The following is a 23167-nucleotide window of genomic DNA, read 5'->3' as shown; positions in this document are numbered from 1 at the left end:
GACGGTCTGGTATTCATTTGCGAATGGATGACCGTGCCCCCCTTGCCGACTGGTCGCTGATCCAGGCCTTCCTGGCCGTGGCCGAGACCGGGTCGCTCTCCGCCGCTGCCCGCACACTGGGGCAAAGCCAGCCGACACTGGGCCGGCAGGTCCGCGCATTAGAGACAACCCTGGGCACGCAGTTGTTCGAACGCCATGCCCGCGGCCTGCACCCCAGTGCCGAAGGTGCCGCCCTGTTGCCCCATGCCATGGCCATGCGCGAGGCGATGCAGGCCCTGCGCCTGACCGCCGCCGGCCAGTCGCAGCGGCTGGAAGGCACGGTCCGGATCGCCGCCAGTGTCTTCATGGCCCATTACCTGATGCCGCAGATCCTGTCGGACATCCGCCAGGCGGAACCGGCGATCCAGCTGGACCTCGTCGCGTCCGACGCGTCCGAAAACCTCTTGTTCCGCGAGGCCGATATCGCCGTCCGCATGTACCGGCCGACCCATGAAGGGCTGGTGACGCAACATGTGACCGACCTGGAACTGGGGATCTTTGCCGCGAAAAGCTATCTGGACCGGCGCGGGCGGCCGAAAGGGCCCGGCGACCTGGGGAACCACGACCTCGTGGGCTATGACCGGAACGAACAGATCGTCCAGGCGATGACCGCGCAGGGTCATGCCGTCGACCGGAGTGACTTTGCCCTGCGCTGCGACAACCAGGCGATCTACTGGCAGCTGGTTCGCGCGGGTTGCGGCCTCGGGTTCAGCCAGCGGGGCGTCGGCCGCGCCGATCCGGCGGTCGAGGAACTGGACCTGGGGATCGCCATCCCGCCCTTGCCCGTCTGGCTGACCGCGCCCGAGGCCATGCGCCACACGCCCCGGATCCGGCGGGTGTGGACGCTGCTGGTAGAGGCGCTGGCCCCACTGCGGTAACGATCCTTCCCGGCGGACCCGACGCAAAAGCAGAGGTCACGCCCGGACAGCGGCCGGCCCGCCGCCCCCCGCCGATCAAACAGGCAGCGACCGATTGGCGAATTGTCCGCGGGCCGGCCGACACCCGGACCGCCGCACCCTCAGCCCTTCGGCAGGAACGCCCGACCTCCCCTGAACGGCAAGGGATCTGCAGGATTCCCGCCGTGCTGCGTCCTCGCGCCGCCTCCTCACGACGTCAGCCGGTGCACCATATCGCTCTTGGGATCTTCCAGATCGTCGATCACGTCGAAATGGTGACGGCCGGGGGCGACGACCTCCTCCACCCGCCAGCTTTCGGCCAGCCATTGCGACTGATCCAGGAACCCCGGCCGTTCATCCCCGCCGACCCAGACGGTGACCGGCACATCCAGAAGATCCGTCAGAAGGGCCGGGCTTTCCGCCGCCGCCTCGGCCTCGTCCAGCCGGAAGTCCGTGTTCATCCCCGTCTCCAGCAACGGACGCAGGTCGCCCAGCGGAGAGATCGGCAGGATATGGGCGATCCGCTCTGCCACCGCCCCCGACAACATCAACGGATCCCGCATCCGCGCCACCAGGTGACCGCCCGCGGAATGGCCCGTCAGCGTCAGCGGGCCTTGCTGACGGTCGGCGATCGCCGTCACCGCCGCAGCCACCTGCCGGGAAATGTGCGTTATACGCACATCCGGGCACAGGTCATAGGACGGCATCGCCACAGCCCAGCCCCGCGCCAGCGGCCCCGCCGCAAGATGGGACCAGCCGGACTTGTCGAAGGCTCGCCAGTACCCGCCATGGACGAAGACGACCGTGCCCTCTGCCGGGCATTCGGGCAGGAACAGGTCGAAGACTTCCCGCGCACCAGACCCATAGGGAATGTCCAGCTTCGCCCGCGCGCCCAGACCGGCCCGGAACGCTTCCGCCCTGGCGGCCCAGCGCGGCGGAAAGGACGCGGCATCCGGGATGAACCCCGAATTATCATAGGCATCGTCGATCTCGGACATGGTCTTTCTCCCCACAGCATCTGGACAAACCCTGCCCGATTGGCAAAGCCTGCGCGAGGACTTATCGCGAAAGGACATCCCATGCTGGACGCCACGACCGACCTCAAATCGCTTCTGAAGGACCCGACGCTGCTGGTGACGCAGGCCTATGTCGGGGGCCAGTGGATCGACGGCGACGGCGGCACCTTCGCCGTGACCAATCCGGCCCGCGGCGACGTGGTGGCCGAGGTCGCCGACCTGACCCGCGCGCAGGTGGCAGATGCCATCGCCCAGGCCTATGACGCGCAAAAGGAATGGGCCGCCCATACCGGCAAGGAACGCGCCGCGATCCTGCGCCGCTGGTTCGACCTGATGATGGAAAACAAGGACGACCTTGGCACCATCCTGACCGCCGAACAGGGCAAGCCCCTGGCCGAAGCGGTGGGCGAGATCGCCTATGGCGCCTCCTTCGTCGAATTCTTCGGCGAGGAAGCCAAGCGCATCTATGGCGAAACGATCCCCGGCCACCAGCGCGACAAGCGCATCACCGTGCTGAAACAGCCGATCGGGGTCGCGGCCTCGATCACACCGTGGAACTTCCCCAACGCGATGATCACCCGCAAGGCCGCGCCCGCGCTGGCCGCCGGCTGCGCCTTCGTCGCGCGCCCCGCCGCGGAAACCCCGCTTTCGGCACTGGTGCTGGCGGAACTGGCCGAACGCGCCGGCATCCCGGCGGGCGTATTCAACGTCGTCACCTCGTCCAAGTCCTCGGACATCGGCAAGGAATTCTGCGAAAACCCGCAGATCCGCAAGCTGACCTTCACCGGCTCGACCGAGGTCGGGCGGATCCTGCTGAAACAGGCCGCGGACCAGGTCCTGAAATGCTCGATGGAACTGGGCGGCAACGCGCCCTTCATCGTCTTCGACGACGCCGATCTCGACCGCGCGGTCGAAGGCGCGATCATCTGCAAGTTCCGCAACAACGGCCAGACCTGCGTCTGCGCCAACCGGATCTACGTGCAGGATGGCGTCTACGATGAATTCGCCGAAAAGCTGGCCGCGGCCGTGGCCAAGCTGAACGTGGGCGACGGCCTGACCCCCGGCGTGACCACCGGTCCCCTGATCAACCCCGCCGCTGTGGAAAAGGTCGAGGAACATCTGGCCGACGTCACGGCGCACGGCGGCACGATCCTCACAGGGGGCAAGCGGCACGACCTGGGCGGCACCTTCTATGAACCGACCGTGGTCACCGGCGTGACCCAGGACATGAAGGTCGCACAGGAAGAAACCTTCGGCCCCCTCGCCCCCCTCTTCCGCTTCTCGACCGAAGAAGAGGCGATCGGCTATGCCAACGACACGATCTTCGGTCTGGCCTCCTATTTCTACGCCCGCGACATCGGCCGGATCACCCGCGTTCAGGAAGCGCTGGAATACGGCATCGTCGGCGTGAACACCGGCCTCATCTCGACCGAGCTCGGCCCCTTCGGCGGCGTCAAGCAGTCGGGCCTCGGCCGCGAAGGCAGCCACCACGGGATCGAGGATTACCTGGAGCTGAAATACGTCTGCACCTCGATCTGACGAAACGCGGCAGGCAACGGTGCGTGGAAACCACGCACCCTACCGCCGGCCCTCCTCGTCGGGAAAAGAAACAGGGGGACGCACCCAACCCGGGCGCGTCCCCCAACTTCTTCGGTCTCCAAATACCCTCGGGGGAGTCGCGCCAGAGGCGCGGCCGGGGGCAGAGCCCCCGTCAACCGCGACACGTCCGCCGGCCCGTAGGGTGCGTGCTCCGCACGCACCACCCCGCACCGACCCCTTACCGGACCTACCGGAACAGATACCCGGTGATCTCGACCTCGCGCCCGTTGCCGATGTTCATGCCCCTGACCGTCCCGGTCGCGACACCTGCGCGGGTCAGCCCTGCCTGGAACCGCGCCTCGTCGCGCTTCTCGACCAGCACGAAGGCGCAGTCCGCCTGCTCGACCGCGGCTGCCGCTTCCTCGGGGCCCACGCTCTTGGCCCAGTCATGGGTCAGGAACAGCAGCGACGGTTCCGCATAGCCCACCGTCAGCAGCACCGGGTCGCCGTTACACAGCTCGGCCTCGTTCTGAAGCGTCGCCATCGGCACCGACGGCCACATGAACGCCACGCGCGAGACCTGGGCATAGAAGGCCATCGACAGCGCCAATCCCAGCCCGGCCGCGCACAGCACCGGCGTGTACCGCCAGCCCTGGCGCACCGCCCGCCAGGTCGCAAATCCCGACAGCGCCATGACCACCACGCCCGCATACCACCAGATCCCGGGCCACTGCCCGCCTTCAAAGGTCACGTAGGCCGGCACCACCAGCAGCAGCACCGCCAGCCCCAGCATGATGCCCACGTAAATCTGCAGGCCGATCTTCGGCCGCCCTTCGGGCCGTGCCAGCCAGCCCGAGGCCGACAGCACCGCCAGTCCCGGGATCACCGGCAGGACATAGTGGATCAGCTTCGTCGCCACGATCTCGAACACGATCCAGCTGGGCAGAATCCAGACCAGGCAGAACCACACCGACCGCAGCCGCCAGCCCTTCCAGGCCGCGACCAGCCCCAGCGGCAGGAAGATCGACGCCGGCCAGAAGGTCAGCCAGATCCCCAGGCTGTAGGTGCCGGGCGGCGCACCGTGGTTTTCCTGCCCCTCGCCGATCTTGCCCAGAAGATCGCGGCCCAGCGCCTCGTCCCAGAAAGCATGGCCGGCCTTCACGCTGATCAGCACGAACCACGGGATCACCAGCGCCAGGAACAGGATGAAGCCCGGCAGGGGCCGGAGTTCCCGCAACCAGGCAAAGCCGCGTTCCTTCATCGCCAGCCCCAGCACCGTGGTGCCCAGGACCAGCGCCGGGATCGGTCCCTTGACCAGCGTGCCCACGGCCAGTGCCACCCAGAAGGCATAGGCCAGCACGGCGGGCAGCCGGTCCCCGGGCCGCATCCACAGCCGCGCCAGCACCGCCTGCGCGCTCAGGATCGCGGCCAGCAGCACGGCATCGGTCTTGGCCAGACGCGCCTCGGCCCCCAGCACGAAACAGCTGGCCATCAGGATCGCGGCGACCAGGGCCGATCCCGACCCCATCAGCGTCAGCGCGATCAGGTAGGTCAGCAGCACGGCGGCCACGGCACCGGCCAGCGACGGCAGGCGATAGGCCCAGATCTCGTCCTGGCAGTCCGGCCCGCACAGCTTCACCGCGGCGGCCTGGAACCAGTAGATCCCCACGGGCTTCTTGTAGCGCGTCTCCTCGCCCAGTCGGATATCGACGAAATCCCCGCTCTCGACCATCTGGCGCGAGGCCTGGGCGAACCGTGCCTCGTCCCGGTCGACGGGGGGCATCTCGAAGAAGCCCGGCAGGAACAGGATCAGGGCCAGGACCGCCACCAGCAGCATCGGCACCGGCGGCCGCGCATTGCCCAGCCGGTCCATTCCCAGCTCGATCCGTCTCAGTGCCCTGTCCATGCCATGCCCCGCTGTCCTGTCCCGCCCGTCTTAGGGCCCAAGGGCTCAACGGTCCAGCGGGGCGAAGGGTTCCCCGCGGCCTTCCGGCACGGACATCTCCGGGCGCGACCGCATCCGGATTTCTCCGCACTCCGGCAAGCCGTCAGGTCCGCTTTCAGCCCACGCCGCCCCAGAGAACACGCGACGGGATCGACCGGAACGTCGGACCATGGAGGTTTGCACCCCGCGCGGGCGGCTCGCGTCCGGAATGCCGGGCCCTGCACCCGGCGACCTGCCGCCGGCGCGTTCCGCGCCGGATCGCGCCCGAGGCGGGTCGGCGGATGCGGCAGGCATCCGCCGGGGGCGGGCGGGCCCGTCGAAGGCGCGATGACCCACCTCCGCAGAGATCACGCGAATTGCCCATGGCAGAACCAGCCCTTCGACATCGCCCCGCCATGGCCGAAATACAGCCACAGCCGCGCGCCCGACACCGTCGCGACCCGCCAGTAGTCCCGCACGCCGCTGCGCCAGTCGGGCTCGTCCAGCCACCATTCCGGCGCGATCCGCTCGGGCCCTGCCGCCGCCGCCACCTCCCAGTTGCGGCCCCGCCAGCGGAAGGTCGGCGGCAGGGTGGCCTCGTCCGGCGCCGTCACCGGCTCGGGCCGCCACAAGAGCAGGGGACGCAGGGCATCGCCCACGGGCCAGTCCCCCGCCGGATCGGACCAGGCGGCGGCCAGCACCTGCGCGGCCTTTTCTGGGATATGGCTCGACGCCGGATGCACCCGGGTGATCGCCTCCGTCCCCACCCGCGCGCCCAGCCGGCCGACCAGATCGTCCAGGGCGGATCCGCTCTCCAGCCGGGCCTTCACCGCACGGCCGGCCTGCAGGTGGCCGACCTGGGACCGGTCGTGCAGCACCTCGGTCACCACCGCCTCCAGCCGCAGCATGTCGATGCCGAAACCCGCGTCGATCCCATCGAGCTTCATCGCCAGCAGGGGCCGGATCCGGTCCGGCCGGTGGCTGGGCCGGGCCAGGCTGACGGTCACCACCTCGGCCGCACGGTCGGTCCGGTGCGCCTCCAGCTGCAGCGTCCGCGCCCCGCGCCCCCGCGCCGCCAGCGCCGCGCAAAGCCGCGGCAGCAGCCGGTCGATCCCGGCCAGCATGTCGTCGACCAGCCCGATCGGTTCCGGCAGGGTCAACCGCACCGCGAAATGGTCCGGCGCGCGGGCGGGCGAGACCGGCTCCGGCACGCTGCCCATCGCCTGGTCCAGGCGCAGCACCAGCCCCTTGCCGAAGCGCCGCGCCACCGCGGCCCGCGGCTGGCCCAGCAGATCGCCGATCCGCCGCAGGCCCAGCCGGCCCAACTCGGCCGCCGTGTCCGCCTCCAGCCGCAGCGCCGCGACAGGCAGGGGGCTGAGCGCCGCAAAGGTCTGCCCCCTCCCCGCGATCCGCGTGGCCTGCGTGGGCCCCGCCTGCCCCGCCGGCGCGGGCCCGCCCCTGGTCCAGTGCCGCCGCCGCGCGGCCCGGGCGCGGGTCGCCCGCGCCTCCTGGTCGATGGCATCGCCCGACCGCACTGGCGCCGCCCCCTGCCCCGCGAAGCGCGCCAGCGCCCAGGCGGCCCCCACCGTATCGGCGATCCCCAGCCGCACCGTCAGCCCCAGCCTGGCACAGTCCTCCTCCAGCCGCGCGGCCAGCGCAGCCTCGCCCCCGAAGAGATGCGCACAACCGGTCAGGTCGGCCAGCAGAGCGTCCGGCGCCTCTTCCGCGACCCAGGGCGAGATGCGGCCGACCCAGCGGCGCAAGCTGATCAGGAACGCCGCCTCGGCCGCCCGGTTCTGCGTCCGGGTCACCAGCCCGCCACAGACGGCATGGGCATCGCGTACCGGCTGACCGCGAAAGACGCCGGCCGCCTGGGCCGCGGCGTTTAACGACATCACAACCTGCATGTTGGACTGTTCCGCCACGACGGCCAAAGGCCCGTCGCCCAGCGACCGGTCGGCACGGATCAGCCGTTCGGCGCCGAGACGGGGAAACCACAGCGAAAGGATGCGGCGCGTGGACATGCGGCAAGCAGGATCTGGAACGGTGGCAGGCAGCGGGAATGCATATGTTCCCTATTTGTTCTCGATACCCCGAGTCGCCGGCGGAGTCGAGCCTGCGGCCGGTCCCCGCCAGCGGAGGGCGGGGCCGTGATCGACCCGATCAAGCGGCGCACCGACCGTTTCGGCTGGCAGATCCGCGTGGTTCTTTACATGGGCCTGGCGCTTCTTATGGCCTGCGGCGTCGAACCGGACACGACCGACCTCTTCATCGACGACGAACGGGTCCAGACCCGCGTGACCGACATGATCGAGGCGCAGACCGTCCTGGATATCCTGACCGACATGCTGGCGGGCAAGACCGCCTATGACAAACCAAACGCCCGCTATGCCCAGAAGGAACTGAAGCGGCTGATGGCCGACATCCCCCGCCGCTTCCGCCGCGAACGCGGCGATCCGCTGGACCGGGCAGAGGAACGGATCTGGCACCAATGGGACGATTTCCTGCGCCAGGCCCGCATCGCCGAGGACCGCGCCCGCGACATCGAGATCGGATCCCGGGCGCAATTGCGCACATCGCTCGGTCCGATGCTGATCGCCTGCCAAAGCTGCCATGACCGGTATCGCACATACTGAAACGGGCCGGCAGGGAAGGGCCTTGCAAAGGGCCTTGCAAAGGGCCTTGCGCCGGCCGCGACCCGGTCAGACGACCGGGCAAAAGCGGCACGGGACCGGCGCTCAGCCGCACCAGACCCGCATGATCAGCCCGGAATAGGTGACATTCACGTTCAGCCGCTGGGGATTATAGTCCTGGGCCACGATGGTGGACGGATCGATGATCCGCGTCCCTTCCGGCAGGCCGGCCTGGTGATCCGACAGCGACGACCCGATCTGGCCCTGTCGTGTATCGGCCCCGCACATGTCCGGCACCTTGACCGTCTCTCCGGCGGCGGCATCGCCGGTTTCCCCGGCGGCCGCGCCGGCCTCTCCGGACGGCTGGAACGGCGTGTCGGTCGGCGGCGGCCCGGATACACCGGCGGCTGGCGCGGCACCCCCGGGAACCGTCTGCGACATCGGCGCCTGGGTCGGCCCGCAGGCTGCAACCAGCAGCATAATCAGCGATATTCGTTTCATCCACATCCTCCGTTCCACAGACGGCGCCATTCTTCACAACCCGGCCGGATTTGCCAGCGCCATGGCAAATCAGGTTGAAAAACCGACCTGCGTGCCGCAGGGTCCGCGCGACATTTGAGCCCGCACCCAGGAGATCCCCATGCGCACAAAAGCAGCCGTCGCCGTAGCCGCCGGAAAGCCGCTCGAAATCATGGAGGTGAACCTCGAAGGTCCCAAAGCCGGCGAGGTCCTGGTCGAGATCAAGGCCACCGGCATCTGCCACACCGACGAATTCACGCTGTCGGGCGCCGACCCCGAAGGCCTGTTCCCCGCAATCCTGGGCCATGAAGGCGCGGGCGTCGTGGTCGAGGTCGGCGCAGGCGTCACCAGCGTGAAACCGGGCGACCACGTGATCCCGCTCTACACGCCGGAATGCCGCGCCTGTCCGTCCTGCCTCAGCCAGAAGACGAACCTCTGCACCTCGATCCGCGCGACCCAAGGTCAAGGCCTGATGCCCGACGGCACCTCGCGCTTCACCACGCTCGATGGTGACCCGATCCTGCACTACATGGGCTGTTCGACTTTCTCGAACTACACCGTCCTGCCGGAAATCGCGGTGGCCAAGGTGCGCGAGGACGCGCCCTTCGACAAGATCTGCTATATCGGCTGCGGCGTGACCACCGGCATCGGTGCGGTGATCAACACGGCCAAGGTCGAGATCGGCGCCAAGGCGGTGGTCTTCGGCCTGGGCGGCATCGGCCTGAACGTGCTCCAGGGCCTGCGCATGGCGGGCGCCGACATGATCATCGGCGTCGACCTGAACCCGGCCAAGAAGGAAATGGCCGAACGCTTCGGCATGACCCACTTCGTCAACCCGTCGGAGTGCGAGAATGTCGTGGCCGAGATCGTGAACCTGACCAAGACCCCCTTCGACCAGATCGGCGGCGCCGACTATTCCTTTGACTGCACCGGCAACGTGAAGGTGATGCGCGACGCGCTGGAATGCACCCACCGCGGCTGGGGCCAGTCGGTCATCATCGGCGTGGCACCCGCCGGGGCCGAAATCTCGACCCGGCCCTTCCAGTTGGTCACGGGCCGCACCTGGAAAGGCACCGCTTTTGGCGGCGCGCGCGGCCGGACCGACGTACCCAAGATCGTCGACTGGTACATGGACGGCAAGATCGAGATCGACCCGATGATCACCCACACCATGGGCCTCGACGACATCAACAAGGGCTTCGACCTGATGCACGCAGGCGAATCGATCCGCTCGGTCGTCCTCTACTAAGACCCTTAAGGTGCCGCCCGGCCCTCCAGGCGGCCACCCTGCCGCGGGCGTTGCATCGCCTCCGGCGGGAGGTATTTGGAAAGAGAAGAAGACAGGGGACCACGCCGCTGCCGCGCTCCTTCTTCTCTTCACAAATACCTCCGGGGGGAGTCCGCCCGGCGCGGGCGGACGGGGGGCAGCGCCCCCCTTCCCCGGATCCCCGAAAGGCTCTGCCTCAGCCCTCTCCGGGCAGCCGGCCTGCGTACATGCCACGCGGCGGGTACTGGTTCTCGATCCGGAAGGTGATTCCCCGCAGGATGTCCGCCGGCGCCGGCCGCGAGAACGGGGCCGATTGTTGCCAAGCGTAATAAAGCGTCCGATCCTCGGCCACGTAGTAATGCGCCGGTTCGAAGAAATAGGGCGCCTCGGACGAGCCTTCCCTGGCCTTGGAAATCAGCAGATCCCAGTTGTCCCGGGCCGCCTTCAGATCCATGCCATAGCCTACGCGCAGGCGCGTGGTGCCGGCCTTCCCGACCGTGGCACGGGCCTTTTCGGCATGGTCGCCCGAGATCATGATCACCTCGACCCCGGCGGCGGTGAAATCGTCCAGGGCGGCCTCGACCTCTCCCATCTGGCGGATGCAGATCGGGCAGTGCAGCCCGCGATAGAAGATCACCAGCGTGCCGTTCGGCCCGTGGTCGCGGTCCAGGTCGAATGTGCCGTGGTCCAGGGTCTCGATCGTCAGGGCAGGCAGTTTCTGTGACGGCAACAGCATCGTCCAATCCTTCTTCATCAGGAAGCGCGGCACAGGATGCAGACCCTCCGGATTGACCTGCCGCAAAGTGCAAGCTACGCCCTCTGCGACCCGTTTCAAGGAGACCGCCATGACCAACCCTTCCCTTCTCATCCTGCCCGGCGACGGGATCGGCCCCGAGGTCATGGCCGAAGTCCGCAAGATCATCGACTGGTACGGCGCCAAGCGCGGCCTGGTCTTCGATGTCTCGGAAGACCTGGTCGGCGGGTCCGCCTATGATGTGCACGGCGTGCCGCTTTCGGACGCCACGATGGAAAAAGCCCAGCAAGTCGATGCGGTTCTGCTGGGCGCGGTGGGTGGCCCGAAATACGACGCGCTCGACTTCTCGGTGAAGCCGGAACGCGGCCTCCTGCGTCTGCGCAAGGAAATGGACCTTTATGCCAACCTGCGTCCCGCGCAGTGCTTCGACGCGCTGGCCGACTTCTCGTCCCTGAAGAAGGACGTGGTTGCCGGTCTCGACATCATGATCATCCGCGAACTGACCTCGGGCGTTTATTTCGGCGAACCGCGCGGCATCTTCGAGGAAGGCAACGAGCGCGTCGGCATCAACACCCAGCGTTACACCGAGTCGGAGATCGACCGGGTCGCGCGTTCTGCCTTCGAGATGGCGCGGAAGCGGGGCAACAAGGTTTGCTCGATGGAGAAGGCCAACGTGATGGAATCGGGCATCCTGTGGCGCGAGGTCGTCCAGAAGGTCCATGACGAGGATTACCCGGACGTCGAGCTGAGCCACATGTACGCCGATGCCGGCGCCATGCAGCTGACCCGCTGGCCCAAGCAGTTCGACGTGATCGTCACCGACAACCTCTTCGGCGATCTTCTGTCGGATCTGGCCGCGATGCTGACCGGCAGCCTGGGCATGCTGCCCTCGGCCAGCCTTGGCGCACCGATGGCAAACGGCCGTCCGAAGGCGCTTTACGAGCCCGTGCACGGTTCGGCCCCCGACATTGCCGGCCAGGGCAAGGCGAACCCGATCGCCTGTATCCTCAGCTTCGCGATGGCGCTGCGGTATTCCTTCGACCAGGGCGCGGAAGCCGACCGGCTGGAAAAGGCCGTCGAGGCCGTTCTGGCCAAGGGCCTGCGCACCGCGGACCTGCTGGGCGAAGAAGGCGTTCAGCCGGTGTCGACCGGCGAAATGGGCGATGCCATCGTAGCAGCACTCGACGAATCGCTCTGATCCGCGACCGTCACCAGAATGCAAAGGCCGTGCCCCAAGGGGCGCGGCCTTTTTCTTTGGGCTCGTATCCTGGTGTCAGTCGACCGAGATGTAGAACATCGCCCAGACCTGCAGCGGTTTGAACTGTTCAACCTGTTCCGGCGTCTTGCCGTCCGGGAAGACGATCATCGCAGGCCCCCGCCCACCCAGGGGCAGCGGCCGGCCGTCCATCCGCGTCGCCACGATGGGATCGAACTGGGCGATCAGGTCCGCCGAAATCTCGGCCGAGAAATTGTCGAAGGCCACCGCGCGGATGCCTTTGCCCTGGGCCCCCACGGCTTTCAGCAGGGCGGCCACGCTGGGCCCGGTGAAGGTCGCCATGCCGGCGCCCCCGGGCACCGGGACCTGCATCTGCGACTGGTCCAGCGCGTCCAGCATCGCCGCGTCGAATTCCACGGCCTTGTCGAAGGTCAGTTCCAGTTCCGCCATCAGGGTCCAGTCTTCGGCCCCGGCCGGGCCGCGGTTGGTTTCGCCCACATTCCCGGCGACGGTCAGAATGACCATGCCTTCGGGTTTCGCCATGTCGGCCGCAGCCGGTGCGGCGGCGAGGCAAAGCATGACGGCAAGAGATTTCAGGATCGAACGTGCCACGGCATTCCCTCCCAGGCTGCGACGCGCCCAGAAGACAGGCTTGGGCCCCGTCCATCAAGTCTGTCTGTCAGGCCCCGGATCAGGTCCCGGATCAGGTCCCTGCCGGGCGACGACGGACTTCTGTTGCCAAACCCGTCATTTTCAACCGATCCCCACTTGCCATTCCCCGCGGCAGGCGGTATCCGCCGCGGCACGGTCGGAGTATAGCTCAGCCTGGTAGAGCACTGTCTTCGGGAGGCAGGGGTCGTAGGTTCGAATCCTGCTACTCCGACCAATCTTTTCAAATACACATCATTGCCTCCCACTTTGCGCCCGACGGCGCAAACTGTGCGACCGCGCAGTTTGCGGCTGATTTCCGGCACTAGCACAAAGAAGACGCGGCCGGGGCCTGCGACGGTGCAAAATGCGCCGAGAACATCTGCCTCTCTCACGCGAAGCGCCCCGTTCCCCATGTCCGGGGGCGCGCCATGGGTGAGGCTTTCATCATTCGCTTCGAATGGCAGGGGCCGTGCTTCGACAAAAGCCGCGGACGGCGCCGGCGCGGGCGAAATCCGCCCCCCTGTCGCGATGGCCGGATCCCGGCCCGGGTCGGCGTGACCGCCGTCAGCGGGCCTTCGCGCACACCTCGCAACGCTCAGCCTTGGGCGGGCGCCCCTGCTTGTGACGGGTGCGCGGGATCGGCCAGCACGATGACGCAGTCGGCGGCGATGGCGCCCGTCCCCTGCCCCTTTGCAGCCGTCTCTACCATCAGCGGGTTCACGTCGATGGACCGGATCCGGTCGGCATGGGTGGCGGCAAAGCGCGAGAGGTCGGAAATGGCCTGCGCCACCGCCTGAACATCCAGCGCACCGCGGCCGCGGAAAGGGTCGAAAAGCCGCGCGCCCTTCAGGTCCGACAGCATCCGCAAAGCTTCGGCCGGATCCACCGGAGCCATGCGGAAGACGGCGTCCTTGTAGACCTCTGCCTGCACGCCGCCCAAGCCGACCATGACCATCTGGCCCAGCGAGGGGTCGCAATCGATGCCCAGGATCAGCTCTGCCTCGGCCTCGACCTGCTCCTCCAGCAACAGCATTTCGCCCGTCAGGTCGGGCATCGCGGCCCTGACCGACGCGAGGATCTGCGCGGCCGCTTCTTCGGCTTCGGCCGGGGAACGGATGCCGATTCGGACGCCGCCGATATCGCTTTTGTGCAGGATTCTGTCGGACAGGATCTTTACGACCAGCGGGAAGCGCAGACCTTCGGCGATGCGCGCAACCTCGGCCGCATCGGCAACCACGGCGCCCTGGGGCACCCGCAGGCCGATGGTCTTCAACAGCGCCTTGCCCCCGGCTTCGGAAGATGCGGCCCCGGTCAGGGCGTCGCCGGACAGGCGCTTCATCGGCGTCACCCCGGCCCCGGCAGGCGATGCGGTCCGCAAGGCCAGCCCCAGGGCGCGAATCGCGCGAGAGGCATCGCTGAAGACGCGAAACCCCCTGGCCTCGTAGCGGGCCTTCAGCTCGGCGCTGCCGATCATGCAGAGGACGAAGACCTTGTCGGGATGCTCTGCGGCGAAGCCGGTCAGGCTGTCGAAGATCGGTTCGCGCAGGTTCGCGTCGTCCGCCGTCATGGTCGTGTAGATGACGAAGCTGCCGATATCGGTGTGCTGCGCCACCGCCTGCAGGCATCCGCCCACGATCTTCGGATCGTTCACCGCCTGCGCCGTGAAGTCGACCGGATTGGCGGGTGCCGCGAAGGAGGCGATGGCACGTATCTTTGCCTGCGCTTCGGCCGGCAGAATCGGGATGTCCAGCCCCACGTCCTCGGCGCTGTCGGACATCAGCACGCCGCCCGCGCCCGACACGGTGAACAGCGCCGCGCTGCGGTTCGCAGGCATCGGCCGGCCGCCCAGCATATAGGCCACGTCGGCCAGTTCCTCGGCCGAATAGACCCGGCGCACGCCGAACTGGTCGAAGACACCCTGATAGACAGCGTCCGACCCCGCCATCGCGGCCGTATGGGTCGATGCCGCCGCCGCCCCGCGGACGCTGCGCCCGGCCTTCAGGAAGATGACGGGCTTGCCCCTGTCCCGCGCGGTTTCCAGCGCGCGGCGCAGTGTGGCACCGTCCTTCACGCCTTCGGAGTAGGCCAGGATCGTGTCGATCCCGTCTTCCCGCGCGGCCCAGTCCAGGCATTCGCCGATCTCGACATCGGCCTCGTTGCCCGTGGTGATCCAGCTTCCGACCTCGATCCCGGCTTCCTTCACCACTTCCAGCAGATGCGATCCGAACCCGCCCGACTGGCTGATCAGCGCGGTGCGGCCGCCCCTGGGCTGCCCCCGGTCGAAGAAGGAACTGAAGGTCAGGAACGCCCCCGACGACGCGTTGAAGAGGCCAAGGCAGTTGGGGCCAAGAATGCGGATGCCGGTGTCGTGCGCGATGCGGGTCAGTTCCGCCTGACGCGCGGCGCCTTCCGGCCCGGATTCGGCAAAATCGCCGGAAAAGACGACACAGCCGCCCACGCCCGCCGCCGCGCATTCGGCGATGGCGCTGACAGCTGCGGCGGCGGGGACGGCGATCACCGCCACGTCCACCGGCCGCCCCACGGCCGCGATGGACGGGTAGGCCTTCAGGCCCTGGATTTCCTCGCGGTTCGGGTTGATCGGATAGATCGGGCCGGCGAAACCGGCCGCTTTCAGATAGCGCACGGGCCGCCCGCCGATCCGCGCGGGATCGCCCGACGCGCCAATAACGGCGACCGAGGACGGGCGTAGCAGACGTTCCAGGTTGGCACGACGAAGGTCGGTCATATCCGCTCCTCAGGCCAGCTTGCGGAAGTCGGACGCGCGCTTTTCATGGAAGGCCGCGACGCCCTCGGCCGCTTCCGCGCCCTTGTCCGCGAACTCCTGATTCAGGACTTCGGTCAATTCTCCCCCCCTCTCTTCCGAAATCACGTCTCGGGCGGGGTGAAACCGCCCTCTGCGCCCAGCCGCTGATACATGTCCAGAAGCGCCACGATATCCTTGTCGCGGTAGCCCAGCCCCATCGCCATCATGTACATCTCGCGGATGAGCGAGGCGGCGGGCATTGGCTGGCCCAGGTCGCGCGCCACGTCGATGGCCAGGGCCACGTCCTTTTCGCCCAGCGCCATGCGGAAGCCCGGGTCATAGTTCTGCTGCAGCGCGTTCGGGAACCGCTTGGTGAAATGATGCGACCGCCCCCCGCTTTGCGACAGCGCGTCATAGAGCCTTTCGGGATCGACTCCGGCGGCAGTGCCCAGCGCAAAGGCTTCGGACGCCACCAGCACGTTGCCCATGGTCATCACGTTGTTGACGATCTTCACGACCTTGGCCGTGCCGACAGCGCCGGTGAACAGATGCGTGGCGCCCAGTGCGTCCAGCACGGGTCTGGCCTTCGCGATCACGGCATCCTCGCCGCCGATCATCAAGACCAGATTGCCGGTCGCCGCTTCCCCCGGGCCGCCGCTGACGGGCACGTCCAGCGCCTCGACGCCCCTGACCTGGCAGGCCGCGTCCAGGTCCTTCATGGTCTGCGGATCGATGGAGCTCATCTCGATGACGATGGCGCCCGGGTCGGCATGGTCCAGCCCCGCCCCGTCCGCCATCCAGGCAGCCCGGACGATCTGGGAGTTCGGCAGGCTCGACACGATCACCTGCGCGCCGGGCAGGGCCTGCGCCATGTCGGTCGTCGCGGGAATGCCCAGAGCGGCCAGCCTGGCAACGCTGTCTTCCGACACGTCATATCCGATGACGTCGGCCCCCGAAGCTGCCAGGGATTGCGCCATCGCACCCCCCATCAGCCCGGTCCCGACAACCGCGACCCTCGTGCCCATGCCGGACCTCCCTCTCCCTCGTCAGGTCTACCATGACGTGTCGGCAGCAATTTGCACACATAGTTCGTGCCACCGGTTTGCCGTCATGCGGCACCGGGCAATCCGGCGCGCGTCGCGGTGGCCACATGCTGCGACCGGGACCAGGGGAAGGGGCCACCAACGCTTCACCGCACGGCAAGGTCCGGGCGCAATCGCCGGTCGACATAGTGACCGAAGGGTCGAAGGCCGCGAACGCGTCCACAACCGCGACGCCCCCGGGGGGCCTGAACGATCAGGCCGCCTGCGACGGCATCTTCAGCCCGGCCCTCAGCTCTGCCTTCGCGATCTTGCCGACATTGGCCCGCGGGAATTCGTCCACGACGATCACGTCGTGCGGAACCTTGAAGCCCGCCAGCTGCTCGCTGCAGGCGACGGTCACGTAACGGAGCAGGGCGGATTGCGTCATACCCGCCAGCGACCGAGAGACCCGGACGAAGGCAACGGGCACCTCGCCCCGCATCGCGTCCGGGCGGCCGACGACGGCACATTCCAGAACACCGGGAATGGCCCTGATGACCGCTTCGACCTCCGATGGCGAAACAGTCTCGTACCCGGATTTCAGAATGTCCTTCGCCCGGTCGGCGAATTTCAGGAAACCGTTTTCCAGCACGGTGATCCGGTCGCCGGTGTCGAACCAGCCATCGTCGTCATAGGCGGCACGGGTGGCGGCGGCGTCGCCCAGATATTCCTTGAACAGCGACAGGCCCGGCTGTCCCTTGATCGACAGGGCCCCGGTTTCGCCCACGCGCACCGCGCGGCCGTCTTCCGACAGGATGCGGATCCGGTATTCGGGCGCCACGCGACCGATGGCGCCATGGGGCGTGTCGATCTGGGGCACGCCGACCAGCACCTGGGTCACCGTCTCGGTCATGCCGTACCAGCCGATGGGCGGAATGCCGAAACCTTCGCTTACCAGCGGGTTGGAATGGGCCACGCCCCAGTGGCGGAAACAGTGCACGTCAGGCCGCGGATGCGCCCGAAGCGCCTTGTAGTAGTATGGGGTAAGCGACGACAAGGTCGCGCAGTTCCGCACAGCGACGTCCCAGAACCGGCTGGCCGAAAAGCGCGGCTGCAGCAGCAGGGTGCCCCCGGCCCACAAGGTCGACAGCCACGAATAGGACAGCCCGTTCGCATGATAGAGCGGCATCACGCAATGGTGTACGTCGGACGGCGTCAGCCCCTGGTGCGCGGCACCGACCCGGCCTGCCCACAACGCGTTGGCATGGGTCCACACGGCTCCCTTCGGCCGCGCCGTCGTTCCGGACGTGAACTGCACGCACAGCGGATCCATGTCGTGGATCTCGGGCAGGACGATGCCCTCGCCCTCGCGCATCAACGCCTTGAAACCTGTGCCCGGCCGGTTCGCGGGTTCGCCGCAATCGGTTTCGGTCACCGCGATCCAGAACAGGCCGGGGCCCGCCTCTTCGACCACGTCCTCGAAACGGGGCTGGGTCACCGCAGCCCGGGCGCCCGAGCGGTCGATGAAATAGGCCAGTTCGGCCGCGGTGGCCTGGGTGTTGGTCGTCACCGCCACCGCACCGGCAAGGGCGCAGCCCAGAAAGGTCAGAAGGAATTCGGGCGCGTTGTCCATGTGAACGATGACACGGTCGCCCGGACGGACGCCGCGATGCACCAGCCCGCCGGCCACCTGCCGGGCCAGCATGGCGGCCCGGCGATAGCTCAACCGGACGGGCGCGCCGCCGAAGGGTTCGTAGATCAGGAATGGGCGGTCCCCCCTCTGGCGCGCGTGGCTGTCCAGAAGCCAGCCCAGGTTCAGACCGTCGAAAGGGTGTCGAATATCGCTGTTAAAGCCCATTGCTGAAAGGGTCCCTGACCCGATTGTCCCCCGCCGGCGTCCGTGCCGGTGGGGCGATGTCTCGTTCAGACCGGTTCCCAGCCGATCAGTTCGCTTGTCCTGTCCGGACCGTCGAAGCCCGGGTCCATTGCAACTATTCCGCGTTTCGCGCCGGCCCGGGACGACCGGCCTTCGCGGCGACAGACCCGCTGAACGGCAAGGTTTCGTTCATCCTGCCAGCCTGGACAGGCGCCGAAACGGCTTCGGTCAGGTCGCCGGCCGGGTAAGCGGTCAGCGAAGCGATCCGGTGGAACGATCCCGACCGACCGCATTTCCTTCCGCTTTCCAACGCGTCTTGCGGCGTCCTTCGTATCCGTCGGGATGGTGCCGATCAGTTGCGACCGGGCAAAGGGTGCAATGCGGTGGAACCGGACGCCGAAGCGTTCCACGTCCATCGCGATCCCCTTTCGACCCCCCCTTTCGACAAGCCGATGATGCCGGTCTTGACCACGGCGTCACGCACCTGCCCCAGGTTCCCGAAAAGACCCGAAGTTGACTAGAAGTGAACGCACACGCCCCTGACTTGTTCCCGGAAAAAGGGTGCGGCGGCCCGCACGACGTGGAAACGGTCTGAAGTCGGACCTTCGCCACCGTCTTGAAATACCGTCTTGAAATCCGGAGCCGTCATGCCTGTTGCAGAAGCCATAGGCCGACATTTCGGCACCCGCCCTCCAACGCGCCGGGTGAGCGAGGGCATGCACCCTGCAGGTTTATTGTCAGCAGCTGAACGCCCATAAGACTACGCCACATCATGATCATTCAGCGGGACGACACGCGCGGGAAAGCACGGTTTTTCAGCATGCTGATACCCCTTCGGCCCGGATTGTTTACAGTGAGCGATCCGGCACCTAGATTGGAACCTCAGAACGAGGGGCCGAGCATGCCGCCAAATACGACAACCTCGAACAAGATCGTTCCCAAGTCTCTGGTCGACGCTGTGGCGGAACGGCTTGAGAACGCGATCATCGCCGGGGAACTGGCCCCGGGCGAGCGCATCTATGAACAGGTCCTGGCCGCTGAGATGGGCATCAGCCGCGGCCCGCTGCGCGAGGCGATCCGCCGGCTGGAAGGCCGTCGTTTGCTGGAACGGCGCGCGAATATCGGCGTCCGGGTGGCCGAACTGTCGACCCGGCGGCTGGATGAACTGCTGACCGTGCGCGAGGCGCTGGAAGGCATGGCCTGCCGGCTGGCGGCCGAGCTGATCACCGATGCCGAAGTGGCCGAGCTGCGCCGGATGATCGACGATCATGCCCGGCACGAAGATGTCGCGGCCGGAGAAGGCTATTACCAGCAAAGCGGCGATTTCGACTTTCATTTCCGGATCGCCAAGGCGTCACAGAACGAATTCCTGATCTCGATGGTGACGGACGACCTCTATGACCTGTTGCGGGTCTATCGCTACAAGTCGTCCACCATGGGCGGCCGCGCGGCCGAGGCTGTGGCGGAACACCACGCCATCGTGGACGCGCTGGCGGCCCAGGATCCGGACAAGGCCGAAACGGCGATGCGGACCCATCTGCGGAACGCGCGGATCCATGCCAAGCTGGCGCTTGAAAAAGCCGCCCGGAAGGATGGCAGCGCGGCCTGAGGCTGGCGTACCAGAACCGTCCACATATCCCGGTTCCCCAGGCCGCCGGTCCCTTGTCCCAAACCATGTTGCCGCAGTTCCCGGCCTGATCCACCACGGCCCTGTCCATGGCCACCTGGCGCGAAGGTGCAATCCACGTCCGCGTCCGGCCGTGGTGGCGCCCCGACGACACGGACCTTCGACAGGCACGACCCGCCCATCCCGTCCGGCTGCCGCTTCGACGGATCGGGGGACCCTATGGCCGCCGAAGACGACGTTCGCCAGATGCGGCGCCTCCATCCTGCCGATGGCGCAGATCTCCTCCACGGTTTCGGGGGCCACGACGAACAGCATGTCGATACCCACTTCGGCCGTCCGGTGGGTGCGGTCCATCGCGGCCTCGAACCCTGTGGATGCCTTTGGGGGTGCCGCCCGGTGTCGGCCGGTGTCGGGCGGCCTCAGGCGCTTTTGGCCGTGAGGACCGACAGACGGGCCGGCGCCAGAACCCTGGTCAGTTTGTCGGCGATGGCCTGGTGGCCGGTCGCCCCGATCAGGTAGGCGGCGGCCGGCACCGGCATTGCGCCGATCGTGAAGGTATCGAAGTCGCCCGCGTCCTGGGCGGACTCGACAGTCACCCGGATCACCCCGACACAGCAATCGTCCAGCGAGTCGATCATGTCTTCGTCCACCCGAACGTCGGCCGGACCGACCAGCGGGTTCCGATAACGCGCCCACAGAACCATGCCGCGCCCCGGGAAATGACCCAGAAGCGTCCGCATCCGCGCCATCCAGGCCTTCCGCAGTTCCGCCCGGACCACGTCGAACCGGTCGGGCGAATGCTGGAGCAGAAGGCGCAGCAGGTCGCCGGTATAATGGATATTGGTAAAATCGACATCCGGATACAGCTTCCGCAGCAGTTCCGACGGCGCCAGGAAACGATCGTTGCGGCGCGGGTGCACGCGGTAGAGCCGGTTCGACAGGTGCTCCGGCTTCATCGCCTGGATTACGACCCGGTCGGCGTCCTGTGCGATCTTCAGGATCACCTGGTCCCGCAGGAAAGTGTCGATCCCGGCCGTAACGGCGCCTAGATTAACCACCGTCTGCCCCACCCGCCGTTCCACCAGATCGGCAAAGGGCACATCCACGAACCGGCCATAGGATTCGCAACTGCCCAGAACCGCGATATACGGCGCGGCCAGCGACCGCTGCGGTCCACGACATTCGAGCCTGGACGTACCGTAGTGGCACGACTCGTCAACCGGCGCCCCCGCGCCCCGCGCATGAAAGCTCATGGTTCCCCACCAATTTTGATTCTCACCCGGGCGTCAGGATGACCCAAAGGTCTTACTAAGGCCCTAAAGTGCGGTTTTGCCGCAAAATCCCGGCATAGCGGGCTATTGTCGGGAGGGGGCGCAGGCAATAGGGTTCCCCGTGCCGCAGAACCGCGGCGAGCGATGGCGCGAGGGATCGGAAGATGACGATCAAATCGGTGGGCGTGATCGGCGCCGGTCAGATGGGCAACGGGATCGCGCATGTGATGGCGCTGGCGGGCTATGACGTCCTGCTGAACGACATCAGCCAGGCTGCGCTGGACAAGGCCCGGGCCACGATCGAGAAGAACATGGTGCGCCAGGTTTCGCGCGGGGCGATCTCCGAGGACGAGATGAAGACGGCGATGGGCCGGATGACGACCTCGATGACGCTGAGCGATGTCGGCCAGACCGACCTGGTGATCGAGAGCGCGACCGAGCGCGAGAGCATCAAGCAGGCGATCTTCGAGGATCTGCTGCCCAGCCTGAAGCCGAACACGATACTGACGTCGAACACGTCCTCGATCTCGATCACGCGGCTGGCCAGCCGGACCGACCGGCCGGAACGGTTCATGGGCTTCCATTTCATGAACCCCGTGCCGGTGATGAAGCTGGTGGAACTGATCCGCGGCATCGCCACGGACGAGGCCACGTTCAACGCCTGCAAGGAAGTGGTCGCCAGGCTGGGCAAGACCTCGGCCACGGCCGAAGATTTCCCGGCCTTCATCGTGAACCGGATCCTTGTGCCGATGATCAACGAAGCGGTCTATACGCTCTACGAAGGCGTAGGGTCGATCGAGAGCATCGATACCTCGATGAAACTGGGCGCCGCCCACCCGATGGGCCCGCTGGAGCTGGCCGATTTCATCGGGCTGGACACGTGCCTTGCAATCATGAACGTGCTGCACGACGGGCTGGCGGACACCAAGTACCGGCCGTGCCCACTGCTTACGAAATATGTCGAGGCCGGCTGGCTGGGCCGCAAGACCCAGCGCGGGTTCTATGACTATCGGGGCGAGGTGCCGGTTCCCACCCGCTGAGGCACCGGACGGCCGGAAGCTGTTCAAGGCATGCAAAGTTTCACCAGGACCGTTTCCTGAACGGTCTTGGGAACGGTTTTTCAAAACCGTTGCACGGCGGGACGGCAGGCGTCGCGCCCTGGTTCTTCAGGGCATCAGTTCTTCAGGGCCAGCGTGTATTCGCGCAACCACGCCATGAAGCCGCGCGGATCGTCCGCCCAGCCGTCCACGACCTCTTTCGACAGCGGATGGCCGACGATGGGGCCCTGGGGCTTGTTCAGCGCATGCACGATCTCGTGCAGCAGCAGACCCTGCCGCAGCATGGGCGAGATCTGGTTGGCAATCTGGTAGATGCGCGAATTCGCGCCCGGGAACCGCATCGGCACCACCGTCGCACCGGACCGGCGGATCATCTTGGCGGTGAAGACGTTCCATTCCGCCTCGATCGCCGGGCCCCACCAGCTTTGCGAATGCGCGACCACGCCCGACGGGAACAGCGCCACGACGCCGCCGTCCTTAAGATGGCTCATCGCCTTGGCGCGCATTTCCACGCCCTTGCGCTGCGCGTCCTCGTCATGGGGGAACGGCACCGGGATCATGTAGCTTCCGGCGACCTCGTCCAGCGAGGTCAGAAGCGAGCGCGTCAGGATGCGATAGTCGGGCCGCACCCGGCCGATCAGATCGGCGAAGATCATGCCGTCGACCATGCCGTGCGGGTGGTTGGCCACCACGATCACCGGACCTTCGGAGGGGATCCGCTCCAGCTGTTCCTGAGGCGTGGTCAGCTCGATGCCCATGACATCCAGGCAGCCGCGCCAGAAGTCCTGGCCCCGCGGCACGCCGCGCTTTTCGAACTTGTTGATCAGCCGCAGGATCGTCAGCTTGCCGGTAAGCATCTCCATCACGCGGATGAAGCGTTCCTTCCACGGGTCGTCGAAGGTCGAGGCATAGGACAGGCTGCGCCGGTCATAGGTCTTGAAATCAACCGTGTCGGTGATCACGGGTGCCTCGACCGTCTTGCGGTTGGGCTTGCCAATGCCGACGGACTTGCCGGTGCCAAGGCCCTTGCCCCCCGGACGACCGCGGCGCGCCATGCCTGGCGAGTTGTGATAGCTGTCAACCACGGGCATTCAC

General features: G+C 67.1%; 18 protein-coding genes and 1 tRNA gene. 8 read left to right on the top strand and 11 right to left on the bottom strand.

Annotated features, from left to right (window positions below):
* Positions 1–23: 23 nt before the first annotated feature.
* The gene (locus FQK05_RS07945) at positions 24–917 is read left to right on the top strand and encodes a LysR family transcriptional regulator (protein WP_158965438.1); all 894 of its coding nucleotides are present in this window, start codon (positions 24–26) and stop codon (positions 915–917) included.
* Positions 918–1144: 227 nt separating this feature from the next.
* Here the strand turns inward: FQK05_RS07945 and FQK05_RS07940 are convergent, their stop codons facing one another.
* On the bottom strand, positions 1145–1933 hold the full coding sequence (locus tag FQK05_RS07940; RefSeq protein WP_158965436.1) for an alpha/beta hydrolase: 789 nt from the start codon (positions 1931–1933) through the stop codon (positions 1145–1147).
* Between the two features lie 81 nt (positions 1934–2014).
* Here FQK05_RS07940 and FQK05_RS07935 point away from each other — a divergent pair, with 81 nt between their 5' ends.
* Entirely contained in the window at positions 2015–3490 is a 1476-nt protein-coding gene (locus FQK05_RS07935; RefSeq protein WP_158965434.1) for an NAD-dependent succinate-semialdehyde dehydrogenase, read from the top strand.
* Positions 3491–3737: 247 nt separating this feature from the next.
* Here the strand turns inward: FQK05_RS07935 and FQK05_RS07930 are convergent, their stop codons facing one another.
* Both FQK05_RS07930 and FQK05_RS07925 read right to left on the bottom strand, forming a co-directional pair.
* Complete coding sequence (locus FQK05_RS07930; protein ID WP_158965432.1) at positions 3738–5396, bottom strand: ArnT family glycosyltransferase; 1659 nt, start codon at positions 5394–5396, stop codon at positions 3738–3740.
* 386 nt (positions 5397–5782) lie between these two features.
* Positions 5783–7438 carry a DUF6504 family protein gene (locus tag FQK05_RS07925; RefSeq protein WP_158965430.1) on the bottom strand — a complete coding sequence of 552 codons (1656 nt, stop codon included), beginning with the start codon at positions 7436–7438 and terminating at the stop codon, positions 5783–5785.
* Between the two features lie 126 nt (positions 7439–7564).
* Between FQK05_RS07925 and FQK05_RS07920 the strand changes: the two genes are divergently transcribed.
* Positions 7565–8050: a cytochrome c gene (locus FQK05_RS07920; RefSeq protein WP_158965428.1), complete on the top strand. Its 486-nt coding sequence runs from the start codon at positions 7565–7567 to the stop codon at positions 8048–8050.
* 102 nt (positions 8051–8152) lie between these two features.
* Here FQK05_RS07920 and FQK05_RS07915 read toward each other — a convergent pair whose 3' ends face one another.
* Positions 8153–8548 carry an I78 family peptidase inhibitor gene (locus FQK05_RS07915; protein WP_158965426.1) on the bottom strand — a complete coding sequence of 132 codons (396 nt, stop codon included), beginning with the start codon at positions 8546–8548 and terminating at the stop codon, positions 8153–8155.
* A 139-nt stretch (positions 8549–8687) separates the two neighbouring features.
* On the opposite strand from FQK05_RS07915, the gene FQK05_RS07910 reads away from it, so the two are divergent.
* A complete protein-coding gene (locus FQK05_RS07910) occupies positions 8688–9815 on the top strand; it encodes an S-(hydroxymethyl)glutathione dehydrogenase/class III alcohol dehydrogenase (RefSeq protein ID WP_158965424.1) in 1128 nt (375 codons plus the stop codon).
* A gap of 214 nt (positions 9816–10029) precedes the next feature.
* Here FQK05_RS07910 and FQK05_RS07905 read toward each other — a convergent pair whose 3' ends face one another.
* Entirely contained in the window at positions 10030–10569 is a 540-nt protein-coding gene (locus FQK05_RS07905) for a redoxin domain-containing protein (RefSeq protein ID WP_158965423.1), read from the bottom strand.
* A gap of 109 nt (positions 10570–10678) precedes the next feature.
* Between FQK05_RS07905 and leuB the strand changes: the two genes are divergently transcribed.
* Positions 10679–11785: a 3-isopropylmalate dehydrogenase gene (gene leuB / locus FQK05_RS07900; protein ID WP_158965421.1), complete on the top strand. Its 1107-nt coding sequence runs from the start codon at positions 10679–10681 to the stop codon at positions 11783–11785.
* A 75-nt stretch (positions 11786–11860) separates the two neighbouring features.
* Here leuB and FQK05_RS07895 read toward each other — a convergent pair whose 3' ends face one another.
* On the bottom strand, positions 11861–12415 hold the full coding sequence (locus FQK05_RS07895) for a hypothetical protein (RefSeq protein WP_158965419.1): 555 nt from the start codon (positions 12413–12415) through the stop codon (positions 11861–11863).
* A 197-nt stretch (positions 12416–12612) separates the two neighbouring features.
* On the opposite strand from FQK05_RS07895, the gene FQK05_RS07890 reads away from it, so the two are divergent.
* Positions 12613–12689, top strand: a tRNA-Pro gene (locus tag FQK05_RS07890).
* Positions 12690–13049: 360 nt separating this feature from the next.
* Here the strand turns inward: FQK05_RS07890 and FQK05_RS07885 are convergent.
* From FQK05_RS07885 to FQK05_RS07875, 3 genes are all read right to left on the bottom strand, one after another.
* On the bottom strand, positions 13050–15200 hold the full coding sequence (locus FQK05_RS07885) for an acetate--CoA ligase family protein (RefSeq protein ID WP_158965417.1): 2151 nt from the start codon (positions 15198–15200) through the stop codon (positions 13050–13052).
* Positions 15201–15340: 140 nt separating this feature from the next.
* Positions 15341–16243, bottom strand: a complete 903-nt coding sequence (locus FQK05_RS07880) for an NAD(P)-dependent oxidoreductase (RefSeq protein ID WP_158965415.1) — start codon at positions 16241–16243, stop codon at positions 15341–15343.
* Between the two features lie 271 nt (positions 16244–16514).
* Positions 16515–18098 (bottom strand): class I adenylate-forming enzyme family protein, encoded by a 1584-nt coding sequence (locus FQK05_RS07875; protein ID WP_158965413.1) that lies wholly within the window; start codon positions 18096–18098, stop codon positions 16515–16517.
* 919 nt (positions 18099–19017) lie between these two features.
* Here FQK05_RS07875 and FQK05_RS07870 point away from each other — a divergent pair.
* Positions 19018–19725: a GntR family transcriptional regulator gene (locus FQK05_RS07870; RefSeq protein WP_158965411.1), complete on the top strand. Its 708-nt coding sequence runs from the start codon at positions 19018–19020 to the stop codon at positions 19723–19725.
* A gap of 437 nt (positions 19726–20162) precedes the next feature.
* Here the strand turns inward: FQK05_RS07870 and FQK05_RS07865 are convergent, their stop codons facing one another.
* Entirely contained in the window at positions 20163–20996 is an 834-nt protein-coding gene (locus FQK05_RS07865; RefSeq protein ID WP_158965409.1) for a DUF6473 family protein, read from the bottom strand.
* 182 nt (positions 20997–21178) lie between these two features.
* Between FQK05_RS07865 and FQK05_RS07860 the strand changes: the two genes are divergently transcribed.
* The gene (locus tag FQK05_RS07860) at positions 21179–22054 is read left to right on the top strand and encodes a 3-hydroxybutyryl-CoA dehydrogenase (protein ID WP_158965407.1); all 876 of its coding nucleotides are present in this window, start codon (positions 21179–21181) and stop codon (positions 22052–22054) included.
* Between the two features lie 134 nt (positions 22055–22188).
* On the opposite strand, the gene FQK05_RS07855 is transcribed toward FQK05_RS07860, so the two are convergent.
* Positions 22189–23157 (bottom strand): lysophospholipid acyltransferase family protein, encoded by a 969-nt coding sequence (locus FQK05_RS07855; protein WP_407644499.1) that lies wholly within the window; start codon positions 23155–23157, stop codon positions 22189–22191.
* Positions 23158–23167: the final 10 nt, after the last annotated feature.

The organism is Chachezhania sediminis (assembly GCF_009765275.1).
GTDB lineage: Bacteria > Pseudomonadota > Alphaproteobacteria > Rhodobacterales > Rhodobacteraceae > Chachezhania > Chachezhania sediminis.
This window is presented reverse-complemented; position numbering and strand designations above follow the sequence as displayed.

What these genes read in the sequence shown, in the direction of transcription:
- FQK05_RS07905 (WP_158965423.1), bottom strand. Translation starts at nt 10,569, where the DNA reads ATGCTGTTGCCGTCACAGAAACTGCCTGCCCTGACGATCGAGACCCTG.
- FQK05_RS07915 (WP_158965426.1), bottom strand. Translation starts at nt 8,548, where the DNA reads ATGAAACGAATATCGCTGATTATGCTGCTGGTTGCAGCCTGCGGGCCG.
- leuB (WP_158965421.1), top strand. Translation starts at nt 10,679, where the DNA reads ATGACCAACCCTTCCCTTCTCATCCTGCCCGGCGACGGGATCGGCCCC.
- FQK05_RS07875 (WP_158965413.1), bottom strand. Translation starts at nt 18,098, where the DNA reads ATGGGCTTTAACAGCGATATTCGACACCCTTTCGACGGTCTGAACCTG.
- FQK05_RS07940 (WP_158965436.1), bottom strand. Translation starts at nt 1,933, where the DNA reads ATGTCCGAGATCGACGATGCCTATGATAATTCGGGGTTCATCCCGGAT.
- FQK05_RS07930 (WP_158965432.1), bottom strand. Translation starts at nt 5,396, where the DNA reads ATGGACAGGGCACTGAGACGGATCGAGCTGGGAATGGACCGGCTGGGC.
- FQK05_RS07910 (WP_158965424.1), top strand. Translation starts at nt 8,688, where the DNA reads ATGCGCACAAAAGCAGCCGTCGCCGTAGCCGCCGGAAAGCCGCTCGAA.
- FQK05_RS07880 (WP_158965415.1), bottom strand. Translation starts at nt 16,243, where the DNA reads ATGGGCACGAGGGTCGCGGTTGTCGGGACCGGGCTGATGGGGGGTGCG.
- FQK05_RS07925 (WP_158965430.1), bottom strand. Translation starts at nt 7,438, where the DNA reads ATGTCCACGCGCCGCATCCTTTCGCTGTGGTTTCCCCGTCTCGGCGCC.
- FQK05_RS07935 (WP_158965434.1), top strand. Translation starts at nt 2,015, where the DNA reads ATGCTGGACGCCACGACCGACCTCAAATCGCTTCTGAAGGACCCGACG.
- FQK05_RS07865 (WP_158965409.1), bottom strand. Translation starts at nt 20,996, where the DNA reads ATGAGCTTTCATGCGCGGGGCGCGGGGGCGCCGGTTGACGAGTCGTGC.
- FQK05_RS07870 (WP_158965411.1), top strand. Translation starts at nt 19,018, where the DNA reads ATGCCGCCAAATACGACAACCTCGAACAAGATCGTTCCCAAGTCTCTG.
- FQK05_RS07945 (WP_158965438.1), top strand. Translation starts at nt 24, where the DNA reads ATGGATGACCGTGCCCCCCTTGCCGACTGGTCGCTGATCCAGGCCTTC.
- FQK05_RS07885 (WP_158965417.1), bottom strand. Translation starts at nt 15,200, where the DNA reads ATGACCGACCTTCGTCGTGCCAACCTGGAACGTCTGCTACGCCCGTCC.
- FQK05_RS07860 (WP_158965407.1), top strand. Translation starts at nt 21,179, where the DNA reads ATGACGATCAAATCGGTGGGCGTGATCGGCGCCGGTCAGATGGGCAAC.